Below are 26,188 nucleotides of genomic sequence, written 5' to 3' on the forward strand. Positions count from 1 at the left end.
CAGGCGTTTATTGACTCTCAAGTTAACAAACAGGCGGAGTCTGTAAAGCGCTAAAGCCCCAGAAGCGCGGGGTTGCGGCCAAAGCTATCCATGCTGCGCACCAATTCAGCACTGATCCCCGGCTCTGACAGAGCGTGTCCGGCGCGCGGCACCATGTGCAGCCGCGACTTGGGCCAGAGGTGATCCAGAGCGTGCGCCGCAGCGGGTGGGCAGATCATATCATACCGCCCCTGCACGATCACGCCGGGGATATGCGCGATCCGGTCCATCCGGTTGAGGATCTGCTGTTCCTCGCTCAGAAAGCCGTGGTTCTGGAAATAGTGGTTCTCCAGCCGGGCAAAGGCGCGGGCGTATTCGGCGGGGCTTTCGCCGCCCGGCCCGTCGTTGTCGATGGAGGCCAGCGCGTTTTCCCAAGAGGCCCACGCCCGGCCGAACCGCGTCTCTGTCTGGATATCGCCGGAAAACAGGCGACGGTGATATGCGCCGATCAGGTCGTCCTGTTCGTCTGCGGGGATCAGCCCGGTGAACCGCGCCCAGAGGTCGGGCCAGAATTTGCCCGCGCCGCCGCCGTAGAACCAGTCGAGCTCGCCCTGGGTCATCAAGAAGACGCCGCGCAGCACCAGACCGAGGGTCCGCTCCGGGTGCTCTTGCCCATAGATCAACGCCAGCGTTGCGCCCCAGCTGCCGCCGAAGACCACCCATCTGTCGATCTCGAGCGTCGCCCGGATCTGTTCGATATCGGCCACGAGGTGCCACGTGGTGTTCGCCTCGACGCTGGCGTGGGGCCGTGACCGACCGCAGCCGCGCTGATCGAACAGGATCACACGGTAGATCGCCGGGTCGAAATACCGCCGCATCGTCGGGCTGCACCCGCCGCCCGGCCCGCCGTGCAGCACCACGACGGGGATGCCGTCGGGGTTGCCGCATTGCTCCATATACACCCGGTGACCGTCGCCCACCTCCAGCATCCGCTGGTCGAAGGGATCGATCGGGGGGTATAGGTGCGACACCGCGCGCTTTTGACCTGAGACCTTGTCCATAATCGACCTATATAACGCTCAGACCCGAGCTTCCATCACTATGGAGATTTTTCCGATGCAGACCGCAACCAACACCATCGACGACGCCGAAATCGCCAAATTCGAGGCGATGGCCGCAGAGTGGTGGGATTTGGAGGGCAAGTTCAAGCCCCTGCATATGCTCAACCCCTGCCGGTTGGATTACATCACCAGCCAGATTGCCGCCGAGTTTGCCCGCGATCTGGATGCCTCCGCCCCGTTCGAGGGGTTGCGCATTCTCGATATTGGTTGTGGTGGCGGCCTGCTCTGCGAGCCGATGGCCCGGCTGGGCGCGACCGTCGTCGGCGTGGATGCCGCGCCGCGCAACATCCCGGTGGCGCAGGTTCATGCCGAGCAGATGGGACTGACCATCGACTACCGCGTCGGCACCGCCGAGGCGCTGGCCGAAGCGGGCGAACAGTTCGACGTGGTGCTCAACATGGAGGTCGTGGAGCATGTCGCCGATCCGCTGGGCTATCTGACTGCCTGCCAGCAGTTGCTCAAACCCGGTGGCTTGCACATCTGTTCGACGATCAACCGCAATCCCAAGAGCTTTGCGATGGCCATCGTGGGCGCCGAGTGGGTGATGCGCTGGCTGCCCAAGGGCACCCATGAATTCGCCAAGTTCATCACGCCCGACGAATTGTTCGACCTGCTGCAAAAGGCGGGCCTCGATCCGGTGGACCGCAAGGGATTCCAGTTCAACCCGATCTCATGGACCTGGCGCATCTCGGACCGTGATCTGACGGTCAACTATGTGACCGCCGCGACGAAACCGTAGGTCCGCCGCGGGCTGCGGGTCAGGACAATGTCCGCTCGGCCCGTTGTGTCCGGTAGGAGAACAGGATCAGCGCCAGCAGGGTGACCACGAAGGGGATCGTCTGCACGAGTTCGCCTGGTATCCACGAGAAGATGCCGGGCATCACGATGGAGAGCGCTTCGAACAGCCCAAAGAGCAGGGCTGCCAGCATGGCTCCGACCGGATGCCGCGCCCCGAGCAGCACGGCGCCGAGCGCGATGAAGCCTCGCCCGGCCGTCATGTCCCGCGTGAAGCCGATGTAGTTGAACATCGCGAGCTGTGCCCCGCCCAGCCCGGCGAGCGCCCCGGATGCCACCAGCGACCACGCCCGCACGGCGTTGACCCCGATCCCTGCCGCCTCGGGTGCGGCGGGGTATTCCCCCACCCCGCGCAGCCACATGCCGCGCGGCGTGCGGTAGAGGAAATACCAGATCCCCGCGACGCTCAGCGCCGCCAGCCACGAAAGTGCCGAATGCCCGGTGAAGAAGTTCAGCACGGGGATGCCTTCGAAGGCCGGGATGTCGATCGAGGGGATCGCCTTGGACTGCAGGTTGATCGAGGTGCCCTTGTCGCCGCCCGTGGCGAGCGAGAGAGCGAAGACGGTGCCCCCCGCGGCAAGGATGTTGACCGCAAAGCCCACGAGGATCACGTCGGCCTTATACCGCAGGTGGAACAGCGCCATGATCGCCCCGAGTGCCGCCCCGGCCCCCATCCCCGCCACGACGCCGACATACCACGGCGCATAGACCGACACGACGACGGCGGTGAGGGCCGCGATCAGCATCATCCCTTCGAGCGCCACGTTCAATGCGCCCCCCAGATCAGAGATCAGCCCGCCGAGCGTGGCGAACAACAACGGCGTCGAGGCCCGGATGACGGTGATGAGGAACGTCGCCGAAAAGACGACTTCGAGAAGATCGGTCATCGTGCGACCTCTGGCTTGCGGCCCATCAGGCGGGCGATGAACGCCCGACCGGGCAGTGTGAAGGACGAGGCGACGAGCAGGATGATGAGCGCCTGAACGACGCCGAGGATCTCGGTCGGCACGTCGGTCCGCAGACCCATCAGTTGCGCCCCCTGTCGCAGGTAGCCGTAGGCCAGCGCCACGACCGGCACCGCGAGCGGCCGCGATTTGGCGACGATGGCGATCAGGATCCCTTCGAAGGCGAGGTTGCCGTCAAAGTCGATGGCGATGCGTCCGAAGGCCCGCCCCTGCACATAGACCGCCCCGAGCAGCCCACCGATGGCGCCGGAGACCGTCATCGTGCTGATCATCACCACATTGGCGCGGATGCCTGCCCCTTCGGCAAAGGTGGGGTTGTGCCCGACGAGCCGAAGCTTCAGCCCCCAGACGGTGCGGTAGAGCACGAACCAGACGAGCCCGGTCATCACCAGCGCGACCACGATCCCCAGATCGAACCGCGTGCCCTGAATGATTGCCGGCAGCACCGAGGCATCCGGGAAATCGGGCGAGTTGAGCTGCCCCGATCCCGGCGGTGCGAGGTGCGCCCGGATCACCCAGTTCACCACCCGGATCGCGATGTAGTTGAGCATCAGCGACGACACGATCTCGGAGGCGCCGAACCGCGCCTTGGCATAGCCGGGGATGAACCCCCAGACCGAACCGGCGCACATCGCCACGAGCATCCCGAGCGGGATCGACAGCGGCGTCACCCCGATGGGCGAGAGCGCGATGAACGACGCGGCAAGGCCGCCGACATAGACCTGCCCCTGCACGCCCAGCGCGAATTGCCGCGCCTGAAACACGAGGCTGAAGGCCAGCCCGGTGAGCGTGAGCTTTGCCACGTCGTCGATCCAGAGACCCCGCGTCCGGTTCGACGAAAACGGCGCGGTGAGGAAGGTGCGGAACGCCTTGATCGGCTCTTCGGAGGTGGCGAGCACGATCAGGAACGCCACGGCCAGGGCGATGGCGACGGCGAGCAGCACCCGGGTGACTTCGGTCAGTGCGGAGGCGGGACGGATGCTGCTCATCGCATGGCCCCCGCCATCGCCTCGGGCGTCTGCGTCTCGATCCCCAGCATATAGGCCCCCAGCGTTTCGGAGGTCAGCTCCGCATGGTTGACGAAGGCCGCGACGATCCGGCCACGGTAGAACACCACCAGACGGTCGGACAGGGCCAGCAGCTCTTGCAGATCGGCCGACGAGAGCAACACGGCAGCACCGCCGTCGCGGGCGTCGGTGATGCTCTTCCAGATGAATTGCGTGGCTCCGAGATCGACGCCGCGCGTCGGCTGATTGACCAGCAGGATCTGCGGTTGTTCGGACAGTTCGCGGGCGACGACGACCTTTTGCATGTTGCCCCCCGACAGGGTGCCGACATCCACGTCCGGGCCACCGACGCGGATCGAGAACCGGTCGATCAGCGCCACGGCGTTGTCGCGGATACCTTTGAGGTTCAGGATGCCGCGCCGGACGAAGCGGGGATCGTCGAGCCGGGTGGCGGCGAGGTTCTCAGCGACGCTGGCCCCGGTGGCGAGCCCTTGGGCGATGCGGTCCTCGGGGATGCTGGCCAAGCCGCGGTCGCGCCGTTCGAGCACGGTCAGCTCGTCGAGCGGGGTGCCTTGCAGGGTGAGCGAGCCGCCTGCGACGGGGCGCAGACCGGCGATGGCCTCGAGCAGTTCGGCCTGCCCGTTGCCTTCGACACCCACCAGCCCGAGGATTTCGCCGTGGTGCACGTTGAGCGTGAGATCATCGGCGAGAGTGACCCCGTTTCCGGCCACAAGGCGCAGGTTTTTGACCTCGAGCGCTCGTTCGCCCGTCGTCGCGGCGCGGTCGACGCGCAGCGAAACCTCGCGCCCGACCATCATCGCGGCGAGCGAGGATTCGTCGACGTCCTTGGTTTCGACCTCGCCCACGGTCTTGCCGCCGCGCATGACGGTGATCCGGTCGGAGATCTCGAGCACTTCGGGCAGCTTGTGGGCGATGAAAATGACGGTGCGCCCCTGCGCGGTGAGCGCGCGGATCGCGGTAAACAGCTCTTCGACCTCTTGCGGGGCGAGCACGGCTGTCGGCTCGTCGAGGATCAGGATTTGCGCGTCGCGGTAAAGCGCCTTGAGGATCTCGACCCGCTGTTGCTGCCCCACGGGCAAGCGCCGCACGGCGGGGAGCGGATCGACGGTCAGCCGGAATTTCTGCGACAGCTCGCGCACCGTGGCGATGGCCTTCGCCCTATCAAAGCTGATCCCCTTGGCCGGTTCGGACCCCAACACCACGTTCTCGTAGACCGAGAAGGACGGGACCAGCGAGAAGTGCTGGAACACCATCCCGATGCCGGCCTCGATGGCGTCCTTGGGGCCGGTGAAATCGACCTTTTGCCCGTTGACCGTGAGGCTGCCCGCGTCTGGCTTTTCCAGCCCGAAGAGGACTTTCATCAAGGTGGATTTGCCTGCGCCGTTCTCGCCGACAACGGCGTGCACTTCGCCGGGGCGGACGGTCAGGTTGACCCCGTCGTTGGCGACGGTGCCGCCGGGATAGATGCGGGTGATGCCGGTGGCTTTGAGGATCGGATCTGTCATCAGAACGGTCGGGCGCGGCGACACAGCCGCCGCGCCCGGTATCCATTACATGGTGCTGTCGACGGCGATGTCGCCAGCGGCAATCTGAGCTTCCAGATCCGTGATCGCGGCGCGCACGTCTTCCGGCACGAGTGTCTCATACTGCTCGTTCATCGAGATCCCGACGGCGCCTTCGGACAGGCCCAGAAGCTGGGTGGTGCCATAGGGCGCGTCACCGGCCAGCGTCATTTCCAGCGCGGTGTAGAGCGAATCGCCGATCTTTTTCTCGACCGAGGTGAGGATCACTGCGGCCTGCTCCGGATCGGTGGGCGCAAAGATCGCGGCTTGGTCGCTGTCCACGCCGACGGCGAGGTGGCCTTCGTCGCGGGCCGCCTGAAGTGCGCCGATGCCGGTGCCGCCCGCGATCGGGAAGACCACGTCGACGCCTTGGTCGAACATCGCCAGTGCGATTTCCTTGCCCTTGGCCGGGTCGGTGAAGGTGCCAGCGACCGCGCGGACGATCTCGATATCCGGGTTGGCCGCACGGGCGCCCTGCTCGAATCCGACGGCGAATTCGAGGATCGTGGCCCCTTCGACGCCGAAGATTTCACCCAGCTTGCCTGTCTCGGAGACGGACGCGGCGGCGTAGCCTGCGAGGTAGGCCGCGGTCGAGACCCGGTAGGTCAGCGCCATGATGTTCGGGAAGGCACCGCCGCTGAAATCGGGGGTGTCGTCGAAGATGATGAACTTGGTGTCGCTGAATTCGCCCGAAAGCTCCTGCATGAAGCCGTTCATTTCCCAGGTTCCGGCGATGACCACGTCAAAGCCCTGATCGGCGGCATCGGCAAGCGCAGGCTCCCAGCGGCCACGGTCGTTGCCGGCCTCGATCACGGTGACATCGACGGGCAGGTCCGCCTCGGCCCGCACCAGCCCTGCGGCGGCGCTGTCAAAGAAGCTCTTGTCCCCCAGCGTGCCGTGCACGACGAGTGCCACGGTCATCGGATTGTCGGCGGAATATTCCTGCGCAAAGGCGACGCCTGCGGTCATCATGGTGGCGAGGCCGGTGCCGAGCATGAGGTGCGCGACGCTGCGGCGGGTCAGTTTGGTCATGGCAGTCTCTCCTGTTGGGTTGGTCTTTTTGAGGGTGGTCTGATTACGGCGTCCAGTGGGCAGAGGCCGCAAAGAGGGCGCAAAGCCGGTCGATATCCGCTGTTTCGATGAAGGTGACCGGCGGGGTGCCGAGCCGCCCGGACGGATCGACGAGCGTCATCCCCCGAGTCAGCCCCGGTGCCAGCGCCACATCGACGCTATGCGTCTGGACGGCGGTGATCAGCCCCGGTTCGATCACGGCAGCGGCCGCGAGCGGATCGACGAAGCGAAAGTGCCCGTCGCCGCCATAGCTGAAGCTGACCTTGCGGGCATGCAGCATCAGATGCGCCGAAAATTCGGCAAGCGGCGTCCCCGGCAGCGCCTCGATCAGCGCGTCGATCGCATCCGATTCCATGGCGTGTGCGGAGCACACCTCCCATGCCGCGACGACGGTAGGGATATCGGCCGCGAAGACGATCGCTGCCGCCTCTGGATCGGCGTAGATGTTGAACTCTGCCGCGGGCGTGGTGTTGCCCCGGCCGAACAGCGTGCCGCCCATGATCGTCAACTGCCCGATCCCGTCGCTGATCATCGGCGCCATGCGCAATGCCAACGCCAGGTTGGTCAGTGGGCCGATCATCAACAGGTCGATCTTGGTGCCGGTCCGCGCGGCGGCGCTGAGGGTGGTGACGAGGAATTCGACACCGTCCCGTTCGCTCGGATCGGCCGCCTTCACCGGCCTTGGCGCGGAGCCGAGCCCGTCCTCGCCGTGGATGTTTCGTGCGTCGATGACGGCCCCGGTCAGGGGCCGTGACTGGCCCATATGCACCGGCACGTCCGCTTTGGCGAGGCTGAGCACATCGAGGATGTTGCGCGTCGCCGCCTCCAGGCTGACGTTGCCGAAGACCGTCGTGATCGCCAGCGGCGTGATCCCGTGGGCGAGCAGCATCAAGAGCGCCTGAGCGTCGTCGACCCCGCCATCGGTATCGAGGATCAGAGGATTGCGCGTCATGCTGCGGCTCCGTTTTGGGCGACCCTGTCCCAGAAATCGGCGTAGGTCGCGGAATAGGTTTCCCGGATCGAGGCGAGGCTTTGCCGGGTCAGCGCCCCGTCGCGCACGAGCGCCTCGCCGGCGACGAAGCTGTGCCGCAGATCCCGACCGGAGCCGGAATAGACCAGCGCGGTTTCCACATCGGGCGTTTCCGACCAGCCGGGTCCGCGCATATCGAAGGCCACGATGTCGGCGGCCTTGCCGACCTCGAGCGAGCCGGTTTCGCCGTCGATCCCGAGCGCCCGCGCCCCGTCGATCGTGGCCATTCGCACCAGTTCGCGCGAGCTGATCGGCTGCGCCCGCCCCTCGCGGTGCGATGCCACCAACCCGGCCATCCGCATTTCGGCGACCATGTCGTAGGCGTTGTTCGCCGCGACGTTGTCGGTGCCCAGCGCCACCGTCACGCCCGCCGCCCGCAGATCGACCACAGGGCAGATCGCTTCGCGCCCCGACCGAAGCCCAGCTGTGGCGCAGTGCGCGACGGAGGCCGCGGGCGCGCGGGCAAAGACGGCAATGTCTTCGGCAGACAGATCGAGGCAATGGGCGGCGTGCACCCGCCCGGCAAAGAACCCGGCCTTTTCGAGCGCCTGCGCCGCCGTGACCCCGTATTGCGCCAGCGTCTGTTCGTTGTCTTCCGGTCCGCAGGCCATGTGCAGATGCAAGCCGCAGCCCAGCCGATTGGCCTCGGCGACTTCGTCCTGCAACAGCGCCTCGGAGTTATCCACATAGGGCGCGTGCGGGCCGAACCACGGGATCACCCGGCCCCGGCGCTGCCCCTCGACAAAGGCCGCCGCCTTGCTCAGCTCGTCGATCCCGCGCGCCCGGTCGCCCAGCTCGACGATCCCGTAGGCGATCACCGCCCGCAACCCGGCGGCATCCGCAGCGGCGGCGACTTCCTCGGCAAAGAAATATTGATCGCAGAAGGTGGTGGTGCCAGACAGCGCCATCTCCGCACAGGAGAGTGCGACGGCGGGGCCGATGTCGCGCCCTTCGAGGCTGAGTTCCGGCACGCGGATCGTGTTATACCAGCCCTCCATCGTCAGCAGAGAGTGCCCTTCGGAGCGCCCCCGAAACAGCACCATCGCAGTGTGGGTGTGGGCATTCACGAGGCCCGGCATGACGAGATGCCCGGTGAGGTCTGTCACCCGATCGAAGCTAGTCGGATCTGGCATCGTCGTGGCGTCGCCGACGCCGTGGATGCGGCCGTCGCGGATGGCCACCCAGCCGGAGGTGTAGTGCGTATCGTCGGCATCGACCGTGAGGACCGTGGCCCCGTGCAATAGTTCAGAAGTCATTTGACCGTAGCTTGGTAAAGCGGTTTACTTGACCGCGATATTGGACAGGGGTGAACCGGGTTGTCAAACGCTATCCCACCAAATGACCGCGACGGCAGCTTGCCATTTCCCGGCTGCTGCGTTGCTAGGCAGAGGTCCCAAAGATGAGTCGCAATCCGTTTCAGGCCGACCCGCAGGTGCCTGCCCGGCTGGCCTGCCATGACGCCGAGGCGGTGCGCGATGCGGCGGCCCCCTTGATCGAGGCGGGCGTGTTGCCCCGCGCAGATGCGCTCGACCTGGTCGACAGGTTCGGCCTCGGCGGCGTTTCGGATTTGATGTGCCACCTGCTCGAAACCGCGAAGGGCCTGTCGCGCCCGCCGATCTCGGGCTTTGTGGTGGGCGCTGTGGGTTTGGGCGCCGCGACGGGCGACCTGATCCTTGGCGGCAACATGGAGTTTCCGGGGACGAGCCTGCATCACACGCTGCACGGGGAAGGCTTTGTCGCCATTCGTGCGTTTCAGCGGGGTGAAGGGCTGGCGGAACTGGCGATTGGCGAGGCGCATCCCTGTGCGCATTGCCGTCAGGTGCTGACCGAGTTTGCCGGGGCCGACGATCTGATCCTGATCGATCCTCTGGGGCATCGCCTGTCGCTGGCCGAGCTATATCCCTGGCCCTTCGATCCCGGCTATCTGGATCAGCCTGGCGCTGTTGCCGGCGTCGGCCATGGATTGCAGGTGGCGGGCGAGGTGCCCGATACCGTCGCGCGGCTGCTGAGCCGGACGCCGATCCACGCGCCCTATTCCGGTGTGCCTGCCGCGCTGGTGCTGGAGGCCGGGGGCCGGATGGTTGCTGGCGGCAGCATTGAAAGCGTGGCGTTCAACCCGACGCTCGCCCCGGTGCAGACCGCGTTGGTAGCACTGGTTGCGGAAGGCGGCGCGCCGTCCGACATCTCCGCCGCGTGGCTGGCTCAACCAGAGGGCGGCGCGGTAGATCATGGGCCGCCGACCAAGTCCCTGCTCGCAGCGATCGCGCCGGGGGCCCCGTTGACGGAGGTGCGTTGGAGATGATCCGCGATTTCGCCCGGATGACGTGGCCCGAGGTCGAGGCGGCTTTGGCGCTGCGCCTGCCTGCGTTGCTGCCCATCGGGGCGATCGAGCAGCATGGGGCGCATCTGCCATTGACCACGGATCACGATCTGGCCTGTGGCGTTGCCCGCGAAGTTGCTGTCCGGACGGGGGCGTTTCTGCTGCCCGGACTGGCTTATGGCGATGCGGCGACGGCGCAGAGCTTTCCGGGGACGCTGTCGATCCGGCCCGATACGCTAAGGGCGCTCGTCGTGGATATCGGGCTGGACCTCAAGCGACAGGGCATTCCCGCCCTGATCACGGTGAACGCCCATTTCGGCAATCGCGATCCGGTTGCGCAGGCGGCGCGGCTGCTTGGCGAGGCGGGGATGCCGGTTCTGATGCTGGATCATCCGGGGCTGGAGGAATTGGCCGAGGCGCTGTGCGAAAGCACGCCCGCGGGGCCGGGGTTCTTTCATGCCGACGAGGTGGAGACCTCGATGATGCTCGCCCTGCGACCCGACGCTGTGCAGATGGATAAGGCAGCGCCGGAGTATCCGGAGTTTCCGCCGACCTTCGGCATGGAGCCGATGCAGTTGCGCGAAATCTCTAAAAGCGGCGTGTTCGGAGATCCGCGCCCCTCGACCTCCGAGACGGGTCAGGCGTTTCTGACCGGGATTGCGGATCGCGCCCTGCCCCTCATCACAGCATTCATGGCCCGCCACGGGCTGCCGGAGGGCCCATGGCCACGCTGAGCGATGTCGCCCGTGCGGCGGGGCTTTCGCCCACGGCCGTGTCGCGCCATCTGAATGGCCGGATCACCCTGCCTGCCGAGACTCGCGCCCGAATCGAGGCGGCGATCGACGCGCTAGATTATCGGCCCAACCTGCTGGCCCGTCGCCTGTCAACCGGACGGACCGAGGCGATTGGCCTCGTCACGCCGGAGATCGACAACCCGTTCTTTGCCGAGCTTGCCGCCGCGGTGGAGGTTGCTGCGGCCGATCATGGCTATGCAGTGTCGATCACCTCGACCCGAGGCGATCCGGCCCGCGAGACGGCGGCAATCGAGCGCCTGCGCGACCGCCATGTCGATGGGCTGATGCTGATGACCGGAACTCCGCAGGACGGCACCCTCGCCGCGGCGCTGGAGGGGCTGACAAACGTATTGCTGCTGGACGAGGATATTCCGGGGCCGGATTTGCCGCGCCTGTTCGTGGACAACACCGCAGGTGCGCGGGCGGCGACGCGCCAGTTGATCGAGCTTGGGCATCGTCATATCGCGCATATCTCGGGCCAACGCGGCGTCTCCAGCGTCGAGCAACGCTATGCCGGATATCTGGAAGCGCTGGCCGAGGCAGGCCTGTCCGCCGGACCCTGTGCCTTTGGCCGGTATCGCCGGGAGTTCGGAGAGGTCGCGGCCCGCGAGATGCTCGCCGCCGACCCGCGCCCCACCGCGATTGTCACCGGTTCGGACGAAATCGCTATCGGCGTGATGACGGTGGCACGACAGAATGGGCTGACTCTGCCTGCCGATCTGTCGCTGACCGGGTTCGACGATATCCTCTATGCCGCGCTGATCGACCCGCCCCTGACCACCGTCCGTCAGCCGGTGGCCGAGATGGGCCGGATCGCCTTTGACACCTTGCTGGCCAGCCTGAACGGCGAGGAGGTGCCGCGCCTGACCATCCTGCCGGTGACCCTGCAAATCCGAAATTCGACCGCTTCCCCGAAAGGACTCGTCCGATGACCAAACCCCGCATTCTGATGGCTGGCGAAAGCTGGACCGTGCATTCGATCCACCAGAAGGGCTTCGACAGCTTTACCACCACGGAATATGCCGAGGGCGGTGGCCATCTGATTGCGGCGCTCGAGGCGGCGGGCTGGGATGTGACCTATCAGCCGGCCCATGTGGCCGCCCGGGACTTTCCGGATACGGCCGAGGCGCTGGGCGCTTTCGATGTGGTCTTGTTGTCCGATATCGGGGCGAACACGCTGTTGCTTCACCCCGACACCTTTGCCCGCGCGGAGGCTCGCCCCGATCGGCTGGCCTCGATCCGCGACTATGTGGCGGCGGGCGGCGGGCTGATCATGGTGGGCGGTTATCTCACCTTTCAGGGGATCGACGCCAAGGCGCAATACGCCGGATCACCGGTGGAAGAAGCCCTGCCGGTCACCTTCTCGCGCCACGATGATCGGGTGGAATGCCCGGCGGGCGTCACGGCCGAGCTTGCGATGCCCGGTCATCCCATGCTTGAGGGCGTGAGCGGCGATTGGCCCGCCCTGCTGGGCTATAACCGGGCGCAGGCACGCGACGGGGCCGAGATCGTCGCCACGGCAGGCGGCGATCCCCTGTTGGTGGCGGGCACCCACGGCAAGGGCCGGGGTGTCGCCTTTGCCAGCGATTGCGGGCCGCATTGGGCGCCGCCGTCCTTTGTGGAATGGTCGGGCTATGCCGCCCTGTGGGCGAATATGGCGGGCTGGGCCGCCGGCCGGATCGGCTGACCCGGCCCCGGCGCCGAGTCTCAGGCTCTGGTGGGTTCGTCCGGCTTCTGCCCGTCGTCCGGCGTGCTGAGCGTGGCCCAGTTGTCGTCCTGCGGCGGCGGCGGCGGCGTCATGCAGGCGCCTTTGTGGATCGTGACCTTGGCAATGAAATTGGCCGAGACCGGAGCCGTAACGAAGAGGAAGCCCATGATCAGCAGTTCGTGCAGGGCGCCGTCCCCGAAGGTGAAGCTGTTGATCATGGAGGCCACGAGAAACGCCCCGATCCCCAGCGTGCCGGCCTTGGTCGGCGCGTGGAGCCGCGCCATGGAATCGTTGAGCTTGACCAGCCCGATCCCGGCGACGAGCGTGAAGACCGATCCGATGATCAGGCAGAGGAAGATGGCGAAGGTTGCGAGAGCAGAGAGGGTCATTCGATGATGTCCCCCCGCAGCACGAACCGGGCGTAGGCCACTGTCGAGACAAAGCCGAGCATGGCGATGATCAGCACCGCCTCGAAGTAGATCTGCGTTCCCTGAAAAATCCCGATCAACACCAGCAAGGCGATGGCGTTGATGAACATAGTGTCGAGCGCAAGGATGCGGTCACCGACGCTTGGCCCGACATAGAGCCGGATCATCGCGAGGATTTGCGAGACTGCGACAATGACAAAGGCCGCGTAGATCGACCACGTCATCAGACTGTTGGCGAGAGCTTCCATGTCGGTCATTCGAAAATCTCCTTCAAGCGCCGTTCGTAGCGGTTCTTGATATCATCGCGCACCGCATCGGGATCGTCGGTGTCGAGCGCGTGGACCAGAAGGCTGTGCCCTTCGTCCGAGAGGTCTGCCGAGACGGTTCCCGGCGTCAGCGTGATAGTCCCGGCCAGCACGGTGATGGCTTCGGGTGTGCGAAGGTCCAGCGGGACGATCACCCAAGTCGACCGGATCCGCGCATTGGGCCGGGTGAGCACGATCCAAGCCACCTGAATGTTGGCGACGATGATGTCCCAGACCACAAGCAGCACGTAGCTGAACATCGGCAGCAACCTGAAACGCCCCGGACGATCCGGCCACCATCGCGCGGTGCTGATCGGAATGACGATCCCGAGGATCAGCCCGAACACCGCCATCCCCGGCGAATAGGTCTGCTGGAGTAGAACCCATACGAGCGTGAGCAAGAGCGTCAGCGAGGGGTGCGGCAACAGCCAGCGGAGTGCCTGTTTCATCCTAATGCGCCTCCTCTTCGTCGGTGTCTGAATAGGGGTCTGACAGTTTGCCCGGCGTATCGAGCACGGTGGCGATGTAGGGTTCGGGCGCGAAGAGCTGCGCCGAAATCGCGCTGGTGTAGCGCGTCATCGGCCCGGCAAGGACCGTATGCGCCACAAGCAGCGCCAGCAGTCCGCCGACCGCCACGTAGGACAGCGGCGACGGTGCGGCCTGAACTTCGGCGCCCGGATCGACCGCGACGCTTTGCGATTTCCAGAACAGCACGCTGCCCGCCCGACCAAAGCCCACGACGGCGATCAGGCTGGAGATCAGGATCACCGCCCAGATCCAGGCGACCGACCCGGTGTCGAAGGAGGCGTCGAGGATCAGCAGTTTGCCGACGAAGCCCGACAGCGGCGGCAGCCCCGCCATCGCGATCGCCGCCATGAAGAACATCCCCGCGGTGAGCGCAGAACCGGCCACCGGTGCCTGTGCCGTCAGCATGAGGTCGGCCCTGCTGGACCGCACCAGATCGACGATCAGGAACAGCGCCCCTGCCGCCAGCGTGGAGTGGATGATGTAATAGAGCGCCGCCGTGATCCCTTCGGCGGTGAACAGCGAGATCGAGATCATCACCATGCCCATCGACCCGATCACCGAGAACGCCACCAGCCGGTCCAGCTTGCGCGCGGCCAGCAGCCCGACCATCCCGATGGCAAGAGAGACCAGCGCCGCCGGCAAGAGCCACCAGCCGTGCAGCCCCGCCGTCGCCTCCAGATCGGGCGGGAAGATCATCGTGTAGACACGGATGATCGCATAGGCGCCGACCTTGGTCATGATCGCGAAGAGAGCGGCCACGGGGGCGGGCGCTTCGGCATAGCTGGACGGCAGCCAGAAGTGCAGCGGCACGACCGCCGCCTTGATCGCAAAGACCATGAGCAGCAGGACCGCCGCGATCCGGATGCCGACCGTGTCCGACGGGTCGATCAGCTGCACCCTCTCGGCCAGATCGGCCATGTTCAGCGTGCCGGTCTGGGCATAGATCGCGCCGAGCGCGAACAGGAACAGCGTCGAGCCGAGCAGGTTGTAGAGCACGTATTGCACCCCTGCCCGCAGCCTGACCGTGCCGCCTTGGTGGATCATTAGACCGTAGGAGGCGATCAACAGCACTTCGAAGAACACGAAGAGGTTGAACAAGTCACCCGTCAGGAACGCCCCCATGATCCCCATGAGCTGAAATTGATAGAGCGCGTGGAAGTGCCAGCCCCTGTAATCCCAGCGCGATCCGACCGCGTAGAGCAGGACGAAGAACGCCAGCACCGCCGTGAGCAGCACCATCAGCGTCGACAGTCTGTCCGCCACCAGAACGATCCCGAAGGGCGCCGCCCAGTCCCCGAGTTGATAGAGCGTGACGGTCCCGTCGGAGGCTTGCCACGCCAGCCCGGCGGCCACCACGACGAGCGCAAACACACCCGCCAGCGACACCGACCGCTGGATCACGATGTGATAGCGTGCCGCCAGCACGATGAACGGCGCCAGAAACGCCGGCAGAACGATGGGTAGAATGATCCAGTGGCTCACGATGCGTCCTCCGCCGCGGGGGCTTTGGTGTCATCGTCGACGTGGTCGTCGTCGCCACCCAGATAGGCCCCGAGGGCGATCATCACAACCACCGCCGTCATCCCGAAGGAGATGACGATGGCCGTCAGCACCAGCGCCTGCGGCAGCGGGTCCGTGTAGGCAACCGCTCCGTCCGACAGGATCGGCGGCGCCCCGACCGTCAGCCGACCGGAGGCAAAGAGGAACACGTTGACCGCGTAGGTCAGCAGCGACACCCCCATGATGACCGGGAAGGTCCGCAAACGCAGGACGAGGTATATCCCGCCTGCTGTGAGCACGCCGATGGCGGAGGCTACGAGAAATTCCATGTCAGGCCTCCGTCCTTGGCTGGAGTGGATCGGGCGGGTCGTCGCGCGAGGGGTCGATGTCCATCGGGTGTTCCACATCCGGCACATGCGCCCGCCGCGCCAATCGCGAGAAGCTTTCCAGCGACAGCATTACCGCCCCGACCACGGCGAGGAACACGCCGAGGTCGAACAGTGCCGCTGTCGCCAGTTCGAATTCCTGAAACGGCGGGATCCGCACGTAGGTGTAATCCGAGGTGAGGAACGGCTTGCCCACGAACCAGGACCCGATCCCGGTCAGCCCGGCGGTCAGCACCCCGGCCCCGATGACCCCGTGGTAGGGGTAGCGCAGCCGCGCCGATGTCCAGGCAAAGCCGCTGGCCATGTATTGCATCACGAAGCCGATCGACACCACGAGGCCGGCGATGAACCCGCCGCCCGGCTCGTTGTGCCCGCGCAGGAAGATGTAGAAGCCCACCAGCATCACCACCGGCATGATGACCCGCGTCATGACCACCATCATCATCGGGTGCATGTCGCCCGCCCGCGGATCGGTCGGCTTGCGATTGAGCAGCCGCGCCCGGACCGGCCCATCCAGAAGCGCCTCTGTCAGCGCATAGATCAGCAGGGCGGCGATCCCGAGCACGATGATCTCGCCGTAGGTATCAAAGCCCCGGAAATCGACGAGGATCACGTTGACGACGTTCGTGCCGCCACCGCCCTTGTAGGAATTGGCCAAGTGGAATTCGGAGATGCTCGGGCTGATCGTGTCGCGCAAGAGATAGTGGTAGGACAGCGCCATGGTCGCCACTCCGGCCGCGACGGCCAGAACCGCATCGCGGGTGCGCCGCAGGACGGTGCTTTCGATCGGTGTCCGGTTCGGCAGGAAATTCAGCGCCAGAAGCAGCAGAATGATCGTCACCACCTCGACCGTGAGCTGCGTCATCGCAAGATCGGGCGCGCTGAAGAACACGAAGCCGACCGACACGACGAGCCCGACGATCCCGATGAGCACCAGAGACAGGAGCCTGTTCCGGTGCAAGAGCACCAGACCGAGGGTCGCCGCGACGAGCATGGCCCAGCCTGCGATCTGCACCGGGCTTGCCACTTGCGGCACCCGCGTGGCCGGTCCGACCGTTCCGGTGGCCCAGGCGTGGTAACCAACCGCCACGACGGCGACCGTCATGATCGCCGCATAGCGCGTGAACGACCCGTTGTGCACGCCGTGGATCACCCGCTCGGACAGCCTCACGACCCCGCCGATGATCGCGTCGAAGATCCGCTTTGCCTCGGGCCGGGGCGCGGCATCCCACAGCCGCAGGAGCGGGTTGAAGGCCGAGACGACGATCAGGCCGCCGACGACCGCGGCGATGGACATGTAGAGCGCCGGAACGAGGCCGTGCCAGATCTTGATATGCTGATATGGAAGCTCCGCCGTGCCGCCGAGAACCGATGCCGTGACCAGCTTGACGAATGGCTCGACGAGGAACGGTGCGATGCCGATGCCCACCACCAGCACCACCAGAAACGCGGGCGGCAGCCAGAGCCCCGGCTCCGGATCGTGTGGCTTGTGGGGGTAATCGTCCCGCACCGGGCCAAGGAACACATGCCCGATCAGCCGGAAGCAATAGGCCGCCGAGAACAGCGAGCCGAGCACGGCCAGCCCCGGCACCAGCCAGTGCGAGTCGAGGAGCACGGTGTGGTAGGCCTCTTCGAGCATCATCTCCTTGGACAGGAAGCCGTTGAGCAGCGGAATCCCCGCCATCGACAGCGCCGCCAGCGTGGCGATCCCGAAGGTGACCGGCATCAGGTGCCGCAACCCGCCGAGCCGCCGGATATCGCGGGTGTGGGTTTCGTGGTCGATGATCCCTGCCGACATGAAGAGCGCCGCCTTGAACGTGGCGTGGTTCATGATGTGGAACACCGCCGCCATCGCCCCAAAGGCCGTTCCGGTGCCCAAGAGCATGGTGATCAGCCCGAGGTGCGAGACCGTCGAGAACGCCAGCAGCGCCTTGAGGTCATGCTTGAACAGCGCGATCACGGCGCCGAGCACCATGGTGATGAGCCCTGCCCCGGTGACCAGAACGAACCACTCCGGCGTGCCGGACAGCACCGGCCACATCCGCGCCATCAGGAAGATGCCCGCTTTGACCATCGTCGCGGAGTGCAGATAGGCCGAGACCGGCGTCGGTGCCGCCATCGCGTGCGGAAGCCAGAAGTGGAACGGGAACTGCGCCGATTTGGTAAAGCACCCCAGAAGGATCAGGATCAGCGCGGGCAGATAGAGCGGCGAGCCTTGGATCAGCTCGCGGTTTTGCAGGATCACGCTGAGATCATAGCTGCCCACGATATTGCCGAGGATCAGCATGCCACCGATCATCGCCAGCCCGCCCATGCCCGTCACGGTCAGCGCCATCCGCGCGCCCTGGCGACCTTCTGGCAGGTGCTTCCAATAGCCGATGAGCAGGAACGACGACAGCGAGGTCAGCTCCCAGAACACCAGCAACAGAAGGATGTTGTCGCTGAGCACGATCCCCACCATCGCGCCTTGGAACAGCAGCAGATAGGTGAAGAACTCGCCCATGTTGTCCTCGCGGGCGAGGTAGAACCGGGCGTAGGTGATGATCAGCAGCCCGATCCCGAGGATCAGCATCGCAAAGAAGAACCCCAACCCGTCGAGCATCAGCGTGACGTTGAGCCCCAGCAGCGGGATCCAATCGATACGGGCGGTGACCATCTCTCCGGCCAGCACGGCGGGCAGGTTGGTCAGCAAACCGACGAATGCCGCAAGACTGACCGCAAAGGTCACCCCCGCACAGGCGGCGCGGCCGGCTGTGTTCATCAGACCGGGAAGCAAGGCCCCTAAGAAGGGAAGTGCGACGACAAGGAAGAGGGACACGCGAACTCCTGATCTGACACTCGAAAGTTGAGCCTTTTTGTGGGAATTTAACCGGGATCTCAAGCGAACTCGGTGCCGTGGGGTCATAAATTTGCGTGAAGGCACGCGGCCGCTGCACCGGTAGCGCCATTGAAAACAGCTTCAACCGCGACTGGATGCGACAATTGAGCGCGAAGGCCGGCCCTCTTTGGATCGGGTGTACCGGACCTCGGCGCCGATCAATCGCCCAGCAGAATGAAATCCCGCGCGCCGACGCTGATTTCCGCCTCGCCTCCGACGGCGGGCGGCGGGGTATCGACCCGGTTGAAGGTATCGAGATCGAACCGCCGCCCGGCGACCTCTGCGGTGATCCGCACGACGGCCCCCATGAACTGCACGGCGGTGATGGTGGCGGGCAGAACGACTTCACGGCTGGGATCACGCCCCAGACGCGCTGCTTCGGGCCGAAGTGCGACACCGATGGTCGCCCCCTTGGCGGCATCGAGCGGACGGTCGAGCGCCAGCGGCAATCCGTTCAGCGTGACCGAGCCGGTGGCGGGATCCGTCACGACGGCGTCGAAGGTATTCAGCGTGCCGACGAAACCGGCCACAAAGCGGGTCGCCGGCGCATTGTAGATCTCGAACGGAGTCCCGATCTGGTCCGCCCGGCCGCCCGACATGACGACGACCCTGTCGGACATCGACAGCGCCTCTTCCTGATCGTGGGTCACAAAGATCGTGGTGATGCCGAGCCGTTTCTGAATCGCCCGGATCTCTGTCCGCAGGCTGACACGGATTTTCGCATCGAGCGCCGAGAGCGGTTCGTCGAGCAGCAGGACCTTGGGCCGGGGGGCCAAGGCGCGGGCCAGTGCGACACGCTGCTGTTGGCCGCCCGAGAGCTGGAACGGATAGCGTGCGCCGAGGTCTGCCAGACCGATGAGGTCGAGCATCTCGGCGACCCGCGCATCCCGTTCGGCACGCCCGACGCCCGCGACCTTGAGCCCGAAGGCGACGTTCTGACCGACGGTCAGGTTTGGGAACAGGGCGTAGGATTGAAACACCATCCCGATGGCGCGCTGGTTGGGCCGAAGCCCGGTCACGTCGCGCCCGTCGATGGTGATCGACCCGGCGGAGGGTGTCTCGAACCCGCCGACCATCCGCAGCACCGTCGTCTTGCCACAGCCGGACGGACCGAGGAGTGACACGAACTCGCCCTGCTCGACCGCGATCGAGAAATCCTTGACCACGTGGTTCTGCCCGAAGGATTTCTGCAGATTGGAAAGATCGAGAAACGCCATCAGGACATTGCCCTCGTATGTTTGGAAAACCGGGTGGAGAGTTGGATCAGGCCCATGCAGGCCCAGGTGATCGCAAAGGCGATCACCGCGAGGGCGGCAGGTTCGTAGGCCTTGTTGGCCCCGAGGATCTGCATGTACGGCCCGAAGGCGGGCCGATCGAGAAGCGCCGCCATTGTGAATTCACCGATGACGATTGCAAGCGTCAGGAAAGCGCCTGACAACACGGCCGGCAGCACGTTGGGCAGGATCACGCGTGCGAGGATGGTGCCCCACCCTGCCCCCATGCTCTGCGCCGCCTCGGTGAGCGTTGCGACGTCGATGGCCCGCAGGCCGGTGTCGACGGCCCGATACATATACGGCAGCGACAGCATCGAGTAGCCGAACATCAGGAGGATATTGGTGCCTGTCGCCGTCCCGGTCATCGGCAGCCACGACGAGGTGTTGTAAAGCCGGATATAGCCGAAAACGACGACGATGGCCGGGATCACCAGCGGCAGAAGGGTGACGAATTCCACCCAAGGCCGCATTCCCGGCAGTTTCAGCCGCACCCAATAGGCCGTCGGCACCACCAGCAGGATGCCAAACGCGATCGTCACGAGCGCCATGACCACCGAGAAGGTGAATGTCGCCTGAAACTGGGGATCGGCCAGCACCACCCGGTAGGCGTCGAGAGAGTAGACCCCCCGCCGCATCGACAGCGAGAACTCGGCCATGCCGAAGAGCGGCAGGATAAAGTAGAGCACCCCGAACAGGAACGCGATCCAGGCAAAGACTTTGTTCATTTGAGCCACCTTTCGGAGCGGATGCGCAGCACGATGTAGATCGTATTGGCCAGACCGGTGATGACGATCATCCCGAACGCGAGCGCGTAGCCGAGATTGGGCGAGCCAAGGACGTCGCCCCGGATTTGCGCATAGAGCAGGATCGGTGCGATATTCAACGACGGCCCGGTCAACGCGATGGCGGTGGCCACCGCTCCGAACGCGTTGGCAAACAGCAGCGCCATCGTCCCGAGGATCGACGGGAACAGGATCGGAAAGGCGACCATCCGCCAGTATTGTAGCCCGGTCGCGCCGAGCACTTCGGCCGCTTCGCGCCATTCGCGTTTCAGCCCGTCGAGCGCCGGGGTGATGATCAGGATCATCAGCGGGATCTGGAAGAACAGGTAGGTGACGATCAGTCCCCATGTGCTGAGCAGGTTCCAGCCATAGACCCGCAGATTGATTCCCCATTCGGTCCGCAGATACATGGTGATCAGGCCCGCCGGACCGATCGTGGCGATGAACGCAAAGGCCAACGGCACACCGGCGAAGTTCGATGCCACCCCGGAAAAGGTGATCATCGGCCCCCGCACCCGTTTGGGCAGACTGCCCAGGGTGATCGCGGCGGCGATGGCAAAACCTATCGCGCAGCCAAGCAGGGCGGACATGAAGCTGACCTTGATCGAGACCCAATAGGCGTTTCGGATCGAGGCGGTGTTCAGCCCGATGATGTTCTGGAAGGTAAACGCGCCTTCGGGCGTTCTGAATGCGCCGACGACGATGTAGAGCGTCGGCAGGATCAGGAACAGCACCGCGAAGACGATGAAAGGCACGAGGCCGAGCCAGTTCGCTGCGCGTCCGCGCAATGTTTCGGCCATGGACTTGCCCCCGTGCGTTGCGCCCCGGCCAAAGCCGGGGCGCCCGTTTCAATTATTCGACGACGTTGGCGCCGACGACCTGATCCCAGCCGGACACGACGGCGTCGCGGTTGGAGTTCACCTGATCGAGCGTCGGGAAGACGGCGGCGGCATAGCTTTCTGCCGGCGGCAGGGCATCCATCATCTCCTGCGGGATCACGCCGCGCTCGGCCAGATCGTTGAACCGGATCGGGTGGCAATAGCCGGCGAGCCAGCCGAGCTGACCTTCGTCGGAATAGAGATATTCCATCCAGAGCTTCGCCGCTTCGGGCTGCGGTGCGTAGGCGGAGATCGCCTGCACGTAGACACCTGCCAGAACCGCATCCGACGGCACGACGATCTCGACCGGCGGGTTGCCTGCCAACGTGTCGCGTGCGGACAGCGCGTTGTAGTCCCACTGGATCACGATGGGAGTGGTGCCTTGCGCCAGCGTCCCGGCCTTGCCGATGACGGGAACGAAGTTGCCCGCAGCGTTCAGCTCGGCAAAGAATTCCAGACCGGCTTCGGCGGCGGCCGTGCCCGGCTCTGCGCCGCGGGCCATGCCTGCGGCCATGACCGCGAGGATCGCCTGATTCGACGACCGCGGGTCACCGGCAAGGGCGACAGCACCGGCGTATTCGGGCTTCAGCAGGTCTTCGAAGCTTGTCGGGACGTTGTCGATCAGATCGAGGTTCACGATGAACGACATCACGCCGTAATAGTCGCCATACCAATGACCGTCGGCGTCCTTTGCGCTGTCGGGGATCGAATCCCATGTAGACACTTTGTAGGGCTGCAGCAGCCCTTCTTCCTGAGCGGCCGGGCCAAAGGCCAGACCGACGTCGATCACGTCGGGTGCCTGCGGGCCGGTGTTGCCCATGTTGGCACGGATCGCTTCGAGCTCGTCGGCGCTGCCGGCGTCCGGGTTCAGCTCGTTGACCTCGATATTGGGATACATCTCCTTGAAACCGGCGATGACGTCGCCGTAGCCGCACCAGGTGTGCGGCAGGGCGATCGTGGTGACCCGGCCGTCGGCTTCGGCGGCGGCGACGAGATCATCCATGGATTGGGCGACGCCTTGCGACGCGATAAGCGCAGCGGCGACAAGTGTTGGGGCGAAAGAAATCGAACGGTGCATGTGGCAACTCCCTGTTGCAAAGATGGGTGGCTGTGGTTCCGATGATCCGGACCCTATACCTCCGCAGCGTGTCGGTTGGATGACACTTGAGCCGGACTTTGGCCCAAACTTCGGACCTTGGGAAGCCGTAAACTGACCCGGCGCGCCGACTCTCTGCAACCTGATCGCTTGCGCGCCGTTTGCTTAATATCGCATCCCTTTGCCATCGGCGGCGCCCCTGAAACGAATTGCTGCAGGTGCCGATCGCCGCTAGCCTCTGCACAGCAAAGAGGGAGGGAAGCCATGCTGACCGGAACGTGCCATTGCGGCGCCGTTCAATGGCGCTTTGACGGGATGCCCGAGAGCGCGACGGCCTGTAGCTGCACGATCTGTCGCCGCTACGGCGTGCTGTGGATCTATGATTACGAGGGTGAGAGGATCACCGTGACCGGCCCTCAAACCGCCTATCTGCGCAGCGACCTCGACGAAGACGACGGTGGCATCACCTTCAATTTCTGCCCGACCTGCGGCTGTGTCGCGAGCTGGCGCGGTGTGAATCCGCAAGAGGATGGTCGCCGGAGAATCGCCGTCAACGTTCGCCTGTCCGAGCCAGAGACCGTCGCCCACCTTCCGATCCGCCATTTCGATGGGCTGGAAACGTGGGAAGATTTGCCCGATGACGGGCGCACCGTGGCCCATATGTGGTTCTAGGCCGGGAGTTTGGCGCCGTCGCTGGGTTTGGTCGCGCCGACGATCTGTTCGGCGAGCGCAAAGCCCATTGAGCGGTAGAGCCTGCCTGCGTTGCTGTCTGCCTCGGCGACGATGACGGGCATGGCCTGCGGCGCCCGGCCTAGCGCAAAGGCGTAGGAGTGAAAAAGTAGCGCCGAACAGATGCCCCGTCGCCGATGCGTCGATTTGGTTTCGACCGATTGATAGCGCGCCACCTTTTCATCGTGGAACATGCCCATGTCGGCCACCAACACCTCTCCGTCGAACGCGCCGAACCATGCGCCGAGGCCGTCGGCGATCTGCCGCCGTCTGTTGGCGTTGCGATTCACGAGATAGGGCAGATGCGTGGCCGGATCGTAGCCTTCTTCTGTCGCCGTTTCGAGCATCAGATCAAGCGCCTGCGCCCAGTCTTCATTCCCGAGCAGCGGGCGGATCACGATCCCCTCGGGCGGCTTCGCTGCGCGGATCGGCCCGGTGAGCGTCAGCACGTCGAAGGCTTCGGCCTCGTAGCCAAGCGGGGCGAGGACGGGCGCGATGCTGGCCGGATCCGGCCCAGAAAGATCCCAGACGATGGCCCCGTGCGCGGCCTGTGGGTGATCTGCCTCGAACTGGGCGACCGCATCCAATGGATCGGTGGGCCCAAGAAAGATCACCTGATTGCCGTGCCAGTAATTTGGCTCTGACGGTGTGCGTTGCACGATCCTGTCGGGATATTCCTCGAAGGTGCTGATACCCGTCTGCGCCAGCCGCTCGCTGGCCATGCCGAGGGATCGCATGGTCATTCCGGAAGCTCGAGCGCGCTGCGCAGCGCCCGTAAAACGGGGAGCGACAGGCGGGCCTGATCGGCGCCCGCCTTGGAAACCGCCTCTCCGATGATCGGGATGATCACCGCGACGGCGGCATTCCTGGCTGCCAGCCCGGACGGGCTGATCGACACCAGCTTGCGCCGGGCATCATCCCAATCGGGCCGGATATGGACCCAACCCGCCCATTCGAGCTTGCCCAACGTGTTGGTCATCGCGCCGCGGGTCAGGTTGAAGGTACGGGCGAGCTGCGCGGGCGTCCGCTCGGCTCCGCCGTGGGCCAACTGGTTGAGAACCGAGAAATGCGACAACTCCATCCCCTTGGGCAGAGCCTTGGCCAGCCTGTTGCGGGCAAGCTGGTCCACAGCGAGAATCTCGCTGAAGAGCGTGACGGCAAGGTTGTCGATCTCATTGCTCATTCGGGGCCTTGGTAGGGGCGGTCGTGTGAGAGGGCGGCGATGCGTCCCCGCGCTTTTGCCACTTCCTGCCTGTCCAGATCAACATATGTGATCCCCGGCTCGGTTCCAGCATCGGCCAGAACCTCGCCCCAAGGCGCCACGGCGAGCGTATGCCCGTAGGTGCGCCGGGTCTTGTCGGTATGGGTCGGATGGGTGCCGGTTTGCGCGGGGGCAAGCACGTAGCACCCCGTCTCGATCGCCCGCGTCCGAAGCAGCGTCTCCCAATGCGCCGCACCGGTCACCGGCGAGAAGGCCGCCGGGACGGTCAGGATCTCGGCCCCGGCCTTGGCGAGGGCGCGATGCAGATGAGCGAACCGCACATCATAGCAGATCGTCAGCCCAAGCTCTCCGAACGGGGTCTGCGCCGTGACCGCTCGATCGCCGGGACGATAGGCCGCCGATTCGCGGTAGGTTTCGGTGGGCGAGACATCGACGTCGAACATATGGATCTTGTCATATCGGGCCGCGATCCGCCCGCCGGGGTCGACGACGAAACAGCGATTGGCAAAGCGACCGTCGGCGTCGGTGGTCTTGAGCCCGAGCGAGCCGATCAGCAGCCAGACGCCCAGCGACGCGGCCTCGGTCCGGAGGGCGGCGAGGGTCTGATCGTCGGCCTCGGATTGCAGAACGTCTTCCTGCCATGACCGGCTGCCCGACATGCAATTCGTCATCTCCGGCGTGGCGATGAAGCCCGCACCTGCGCCCGCCGCTTCGCGCATCATCTGGGTGATGACCGGGATATTCTCGGCCGGGTCGTCGCTGGAGCAAAGCTGGAGGAGCGCGGTTTTCATGCCGACAGCAGCGGGTCGAGTTTCCCGGCCCGGTCCAGCTCATAGAGATCGTCGCAGCCGCCGATGTGCTTGCCGTCGATGAAGATCTGCGGGACGGTCCGCCCGCCGTTGGCCCGCTGGGTCATCTCGGCCCGCCGTTCGGGCTGTGCCATGACGTTGACCTCGGAGAAGCTGGCGCCCTTGGATGTCAGCAGCCGTTTGGCCGCGTGACAGAACCCGCAAGTGGGCGTGGTGTAGATTTCGACTGTGCTCATGGTTGATCGTGTCCTTTGTGGAACTCACCCCATGATCTAAGCCTCTTTCGCCGCTCGGGCCAGTAGCAGGACGCAAACATCTTTTGCGCCGGCCTGCATTGCCGCCTCTGTCGCCGCCGAAAGGGTGGCTCCGGAGGTCATCACGTCATCGACGAGCATGACCGATTTGCCCTGCAGCTTTCGCCCGCGTCGTGGATGCGGATGGATCGCGTCCGCCAGCGTATCGAACCTTTGGTCCTGGGTCTTGCCGCCGAGGCTGGCCGTGCGTTTCGTTCGGACCAGCGAATCCGCAAGGAACGGCCTGTCGAGGTGGCGGGCGACGTTCTTGGCCAAGAGGGCCGATTGGTTGTATTTGCGCTGCAACAACCGGGTCCAGTGCAGCGGGATCGGCACGAGAACGGTGTCGTCCTGCAGCATCGGCTGCGCCGCGACCGACATCCACAGGCTGCCGGAGCTGGCGATGTCGGTCCGGTCGCCATGTTTAAGGCCGAGCACCATTTTCCGACCGTTGTCCGCGTAGCGCATGGCCGCCCGCCCCCGTGACCATGGCCGTTCGACCGCCATGCAATCGTCGCAAAGCACGTTCGGGTCGTCGTCGTGCCCCATCAGCGGCGCTCCGCAGGCGTTGCAGACAAGCCCGGCGATGAACGGCGTATCCCGCCAGCAGGGCCCGCAGAGCGCGAAATCCGTCTCGACGAGATCGCCGCAGGTCATGCAACGGGCCGGATAGATGATGCGCAGTGCGCTTTGCATTTTCGTCTCGC

At 65.2% G+C, this 26,188-nt stretch carries 28 protein-coding genes; 6 read left to right on the plus strand and 22 right to left on the minus strand.

The genetic code is table 11. From position 1 onward, the window contains the following. Positions 1-50: 50 nt before the first annotated feature. On the minus strand, positions 51-1,040 hold the full coding sequence (gene pip / locus LOM8899_RS06210; protein ID WP_093991211.1) for a prolyl aminopeptidase: 990 nt from the start codon (positions 1,038-1,040) through the stop codon (positions 51-53). 55 nt (positions 1,041-1,095) lie between these two features. Between pip and ubiG the strand changes: the two genes are divergently transcribed. Then, on the plus strand, positions 1,096-1,839 hold the full coding sequence (ubiG, locus tag LOM8899_RS06215; protein WP_093991462.1) for a bifunctional 2-polyprenyl-6-hydroxyphenol methylase/3-demethylubiquinol 3-O-methyltransferase UbiG: 744 nt from the start codon (positions 1,096-1,098) through the stop codon (positions 1,837-1,839). A gap of 19 nt (positions 1,840-1,858) precedes the next feature. Here ubiG and LOM8899_RS06220 read toward each other — a convergent pair whose 3' ends face one another. From LOM8899_RS06220 to LOM8899_RS06245, 6 genes are read right to left on the minus strand one after another with little or no spacing between them, the layout of a single operon-like run. Continuing rightward, on the minus strand, positions 1,859-2,782 hold the full coding sequence (locus tag LOM8899_RS06220) for an ABC transporter permease (protein WP_093991212.1): 924 nt from the start codon (positions 2,780-2,782) through the stop codon (positions 1,859-1,861). Further along, positions 2,779-3,849 (minus strand): ABC transporter permease, encoded by a 1,071-nt coding sequence (locus LOM8899_RS06225; protein ID WP_093991213.1) that lies wholly within the window; start codon positions 3,847-3,849, stop codon positions 2,779-2,781. The genes LOM8899_RS06220 and LOM8899_RS06225 overlap by 4 nt, the downstream gene beginning before the upstream one ends. Next, positions 3,846-5,393, minus strand: a complete 1,548-nt coding sequence (locus LOM8899_RS06230) for an ABC transporter ATP-binding protein (protein WP_093991463.1) — start codon at positions 5,391-5,393, stop codon at positions 3,846-3,848. The genes LOM8899_RS06225 and LOM8899_RS06230 overlap by 4 nt, the downstream gene beginning before the upstream one ends. Before the next feature lie 45 nt (positions 5,394-5,438). After that, on the minus strand, positions 5,439-6,482 hold the full coding sequence (locus tag LOM8899_RS06235; protein ID WP_245820447.1) for a BMP family lipoprotein: 1,044 nt from the start codon (positions 6,480-6,482) through the stop codon (positions 5,439-5,441). 43 nt (positions 6,483-6,525) lie between these two features. Then, a complete protein-coding gene (locus LOM8899_RS06240) occupies positions 6,526-7,473 on the minus strand; it encodes a nucleoside hydrolase (RefSeq protein ID WP_093991214.1) in 948 nt (315 codons plus the stop codon). Next, positions 7,470-8,807, minus strand: a complete 1,338-nt coding sequence (locus LOM8899_RS06245; protein ID WP_093991215.1) for an amidohydrolase family protein — start codon at positions 8,805-8,807, stop codon at positions 7,470-7,472. The genes LOM8899_RS06240 and LOM8899_RS06245 overlap by 4 nt, the downstream gene beginning before the upstream one ends. A gap of 143 nt (positions 8,808-8,950) precedes the next feature. Between LOM8899_RS06245 and LOM8899_RS06250 the strand changes: the two genes are divergently transcribed. From LOM8899_RS06250 to LOM8899_RS06265, 4 genes are read left to right on the plus strand one after another with little or no spacing between them, the layout of a single operon-like run. Beyond that, complete coding sequence (locus LOM8899_RS06250; RefSeq protein WP_093991216.1) at positions 8,951-9,853, plus strand: hypothetical protein; 903 nt, start codon at positions 8,951-8,953, stop codon at positions 9,851-9,853. Next, a complete protein-coding gene (locus tag LOM8899_RS06255; protein ID WP_093991217.1) occupies positions 9,850-10,605 on the plus strand; it encodes a creatininase family protein in 756 nt (251 codons plus the stop codon). Before LOM8899_RS06250 ends, LOM8899_RS06255 begins: the two co-directional genes overlap by 4 nt. Then, on the plus strand, positions 10,593-11,597 hold the full coding sequence (locus LOM8899_RS06260; RefSeq protein WP_093991218.1) for a LacI family DNA-binding transcriptional regulator: 1,005 nt from the start codon (positions 10,593-10,595) through the stop codon (positions 11,595-11,597). The genes LOM8899_RS06255 and LOM8899_RS06260 overlap by 13 nt, the downstream gene beginning before the upstream one ends. Continuing rightward, positions 11,594-12,352, plus strand: coding sequence for a glutamine amidotransferase (locus LOM8899_RS06265; protein WP_093991219.1), 759 nt, complete (start codon positions 11,594-11,596; stop codon positions 12,350-12,352). The genes LOM8899_RS06260 and LOM8899_RS06265 overlap by 4 nt, the downstream gene beginning before the upstream one ends. Positions 12,353-12,372: 20 nt before the next feature. Here the strand turns inward: LOM8899_RS06265 and mnhG are convergent, their stop codons facing one another. The 10 genes from mnhG to LOM8899_RS06315 all read right to left on the minus strand — a co-directional run bounded on the left by mnhG (position 12,373) and on the right by LOM8899_RS06315 (position 22,410). Further along, a complete protein-coding gene (gene mnhG, locus LOM8899_RS06270; RefSeq protein WP_093991220.1) occupies positions 12,373-12,762 on the minus strand; it encodes a monovalent cation/H(+) antiporter subunit G in 390 nt (129 codons plus the stop codon). Continuing rightward, positions 12,759-13,049 (minus strand): K+/H+ antiporter subunit F, encoded by a 291-nt coding sequence (locus LOM8899_RS06275; protein ID WP_211096169.1) that lies wholly within the window; start codon positions 13,047-13,049, stop codon positions 12,759-12,761. The genes mnhG and LOM8899_RS06275 overlap by 4 nt, the downstream gene beginning before the upstream one ends. A gap of 5 nt (positions 13,050-13,054) precedes the next feature. Next, complete coding sequence (locus LOM8899_RS06280) at positions 13,055-13,555, minus strand: Na+/H+ antiporter subunit E (RefSeq protein ID WP_093991221.1); 501 nt, start codon at positions 13,553-13,555, stop codon at positions 13,055-13,057. A gap of 1 nt (position 13,556) precedes the next feature. Next, positions 13,557-15,116 carry a monovalent cation/H+ antiporter subunit D gene (locus LOM8899_RS06285; protein WP_093991222.1) on the minus strand — a complete coding sequence of 520 codons (1,560 nt, stop codon included), beginning with the start codon at positions 15,114-15,116 and terminating at the stop codon, positions 13,557-13,559. Continuing rightward, a complete protein-coding gene (locus LOM8899_RS06290) occupies positions 15,113-15,463 on the minus strand; it encodes a Na+/H+ antiporter subunit C (protein ID WP_093991223.1) in 351 nt (116 codons plus the stop codon). Before LOM8899_RS06290 ends, LOM8899_RS06285 begins: the two co-directional genes overlap by 4 nt. A 1-nt stretch (position 15,464) precedes the next feature. After that, entirely contained in the window at positions 15,465-18,338 is a 2,874-nt protein-coding gene (locus LOM8899_RS06295; RefSeq protein WP_093991224.1) for a monovalent cation/H+ antiporter subunit A, read from the minus strand. A 218-nt stretch (positions 18,339-18,556) separates the two neighbouring features. Further along, positions 18,557-19,615, minus strand: a complete 1,059-nt coding sequence (locus LOM8899_RS06300) for an ABC transporter ATP-binding protein (RefSeq protein ID WP_093991225.1) — start codon at positions 19,613-19,615, stop codon at positions 18,557-18,559. Beyond that, positions 19,615-20,397: an ABC transporter permease gene (locus LOM8899_RS06305; protein WP_093991226.1), complete on the minus strand. Its 783-nt coding sequence runs from the start codon at positions 20,395-20,397 to the stop codon at positions 19,615-19,617. Before LOM8899_RS06305 ends, LOM8899_RS06300 begins: the two co-directional genes overlap by 1 nt. Further along, complete coding sequence (locus LOM8899_RS06310; RefSeq protein ID WP_093991227.1) at positions 20,394-21,254, minus strand: ABC transporter permease; 861 nt, start codon at positions 21,252-21,254, stop codon at positions 20,394-20,396. Before LOM8899_RS06310 ends, LOM8899_RS06305 begins: the two co-directional genes overlap by 4 nt. Positions 21,255-21,306: 52 nt before the next feature. Further along, positions 21,307-22,410 carry an ABC transporter substrate-binding protein gene (locus LOM8899_RS06315; protein ID WP_093991228.1) on the minus strand — a complete coding sequence of 368 codons (1,104 nt, stop codon included), beginning with the start codon at positions 22,408-22,410 and terminating at the stop codon, positions 21,307-21,309. A 282-nt stretch (positions 22,411-22,692) separates the two neighbouring features. On the opposite strand from LOM8899_RS06315, the gene LOM8899_RS06320 reads away from it, so the two are divergent. Then, positions 22,693-23,100, plus strand: a complete 408-nt coding sequence (locus LOM8899_RS06320) for a GFA family protein (protein ID WP_093991229.1) — start codon at positions 22,693-22,695, stop codon at positions 23,098-23,100. On the opposite strand, the gene LOM8899_RS06325 is transcribed toward LOM8899_RS06320, so the two are convergent. The 5 genes from LOM8899_RS06325 to LOM8899_RS06345 are packed head-to-tail and all read right to left on the minus strand — an operon-like array spanning position 23,097 to position 26,177. Continuing rightward, positions 23,097-23,900: a GNAT family N-acetyltransferase gene (locus LOM8899_RS06325; RefSeq protein WP_093991230.1), complete on the minus strand. Its 804-nt coding sequence runs from the start codon at positions 23,898-23,900 to the stop codon at positions 23,097-23,099. The genes LOM8899_RS06320 and LOM8899_RS06325 overlap by 4 nt on opposite strands. Then, the gene (locus tag LOM8899_RS06330) at positions 23,897-24,340 is read right to left on the minus strand and encodes a MarR family winged helix-turn-helix transcriptional regulator (protein ID WP_093991231.1); all 444 of its coding nucleotides are present in this window, start codon (positions 24,338-24,340) and stop codon (positions 23,897-23,899) included. The genes LOM8899_RS06325 and LOM8899_RS06330 overlap by 4 nt, the downstream gene beginning before the upstream one ends. Further along, the gene (locus tag LOM8899_RS06335; protein WP_093991232.1) at positions 24,337-25,170 is read right to left on the minus strand and encodes a carbon-nitrogen hydrolase family protein; all 834 of its coding nucleotides are present in this window, start codon (positions 25,168-25,170) and stop codon (positions 24,337-24,339) included. Before LOM8899_RS06335 ends, LOM8899_RS06330 begins: the two co-directional genes overlap by 4 nt. Next, positions 25,167-25,424 carry a glutaredoxin 3 gene (gene grxC / locus LOM8899_RS06340; protein WP_093991233.1) on the minus strand — a complete coding sequence of 86 codons (258 nt, stop codon included), beginning with the start codon at positions 25,422-25,424 and terminating at the stop codon, positions 25,167-25,169. Before grxC ends, LOM8899_RS06335 begins: the two co-directional genes overlap by 4 nt. 36 nt (positions 25,425-25,460) lie before the next feature. Beyond that, positions 25,461-26,177 carry a ComF family protein gene (locus LOM8899_RS06345; RefSeq protein WP_093991234.1) on the minus strand — a complete coding sequence of 239 codons (717 nt, stop codon included), beginning with the start codon at positions 26,175-26,177 and terminating at the stop codon, positions 25,461-25,463. Positions 26,178-26,188: the final 11 nt, after the last annotated feature.

The organism is Flavimaricola marinus (assembly GCF_900184895.1).
Lineage (GTDB): Bacteria > Pseudomonadota > Alphaproteobacteria > Rhodobacterales > Rhodobacteraceae > Flavimaricola > Flavimaricola marinus.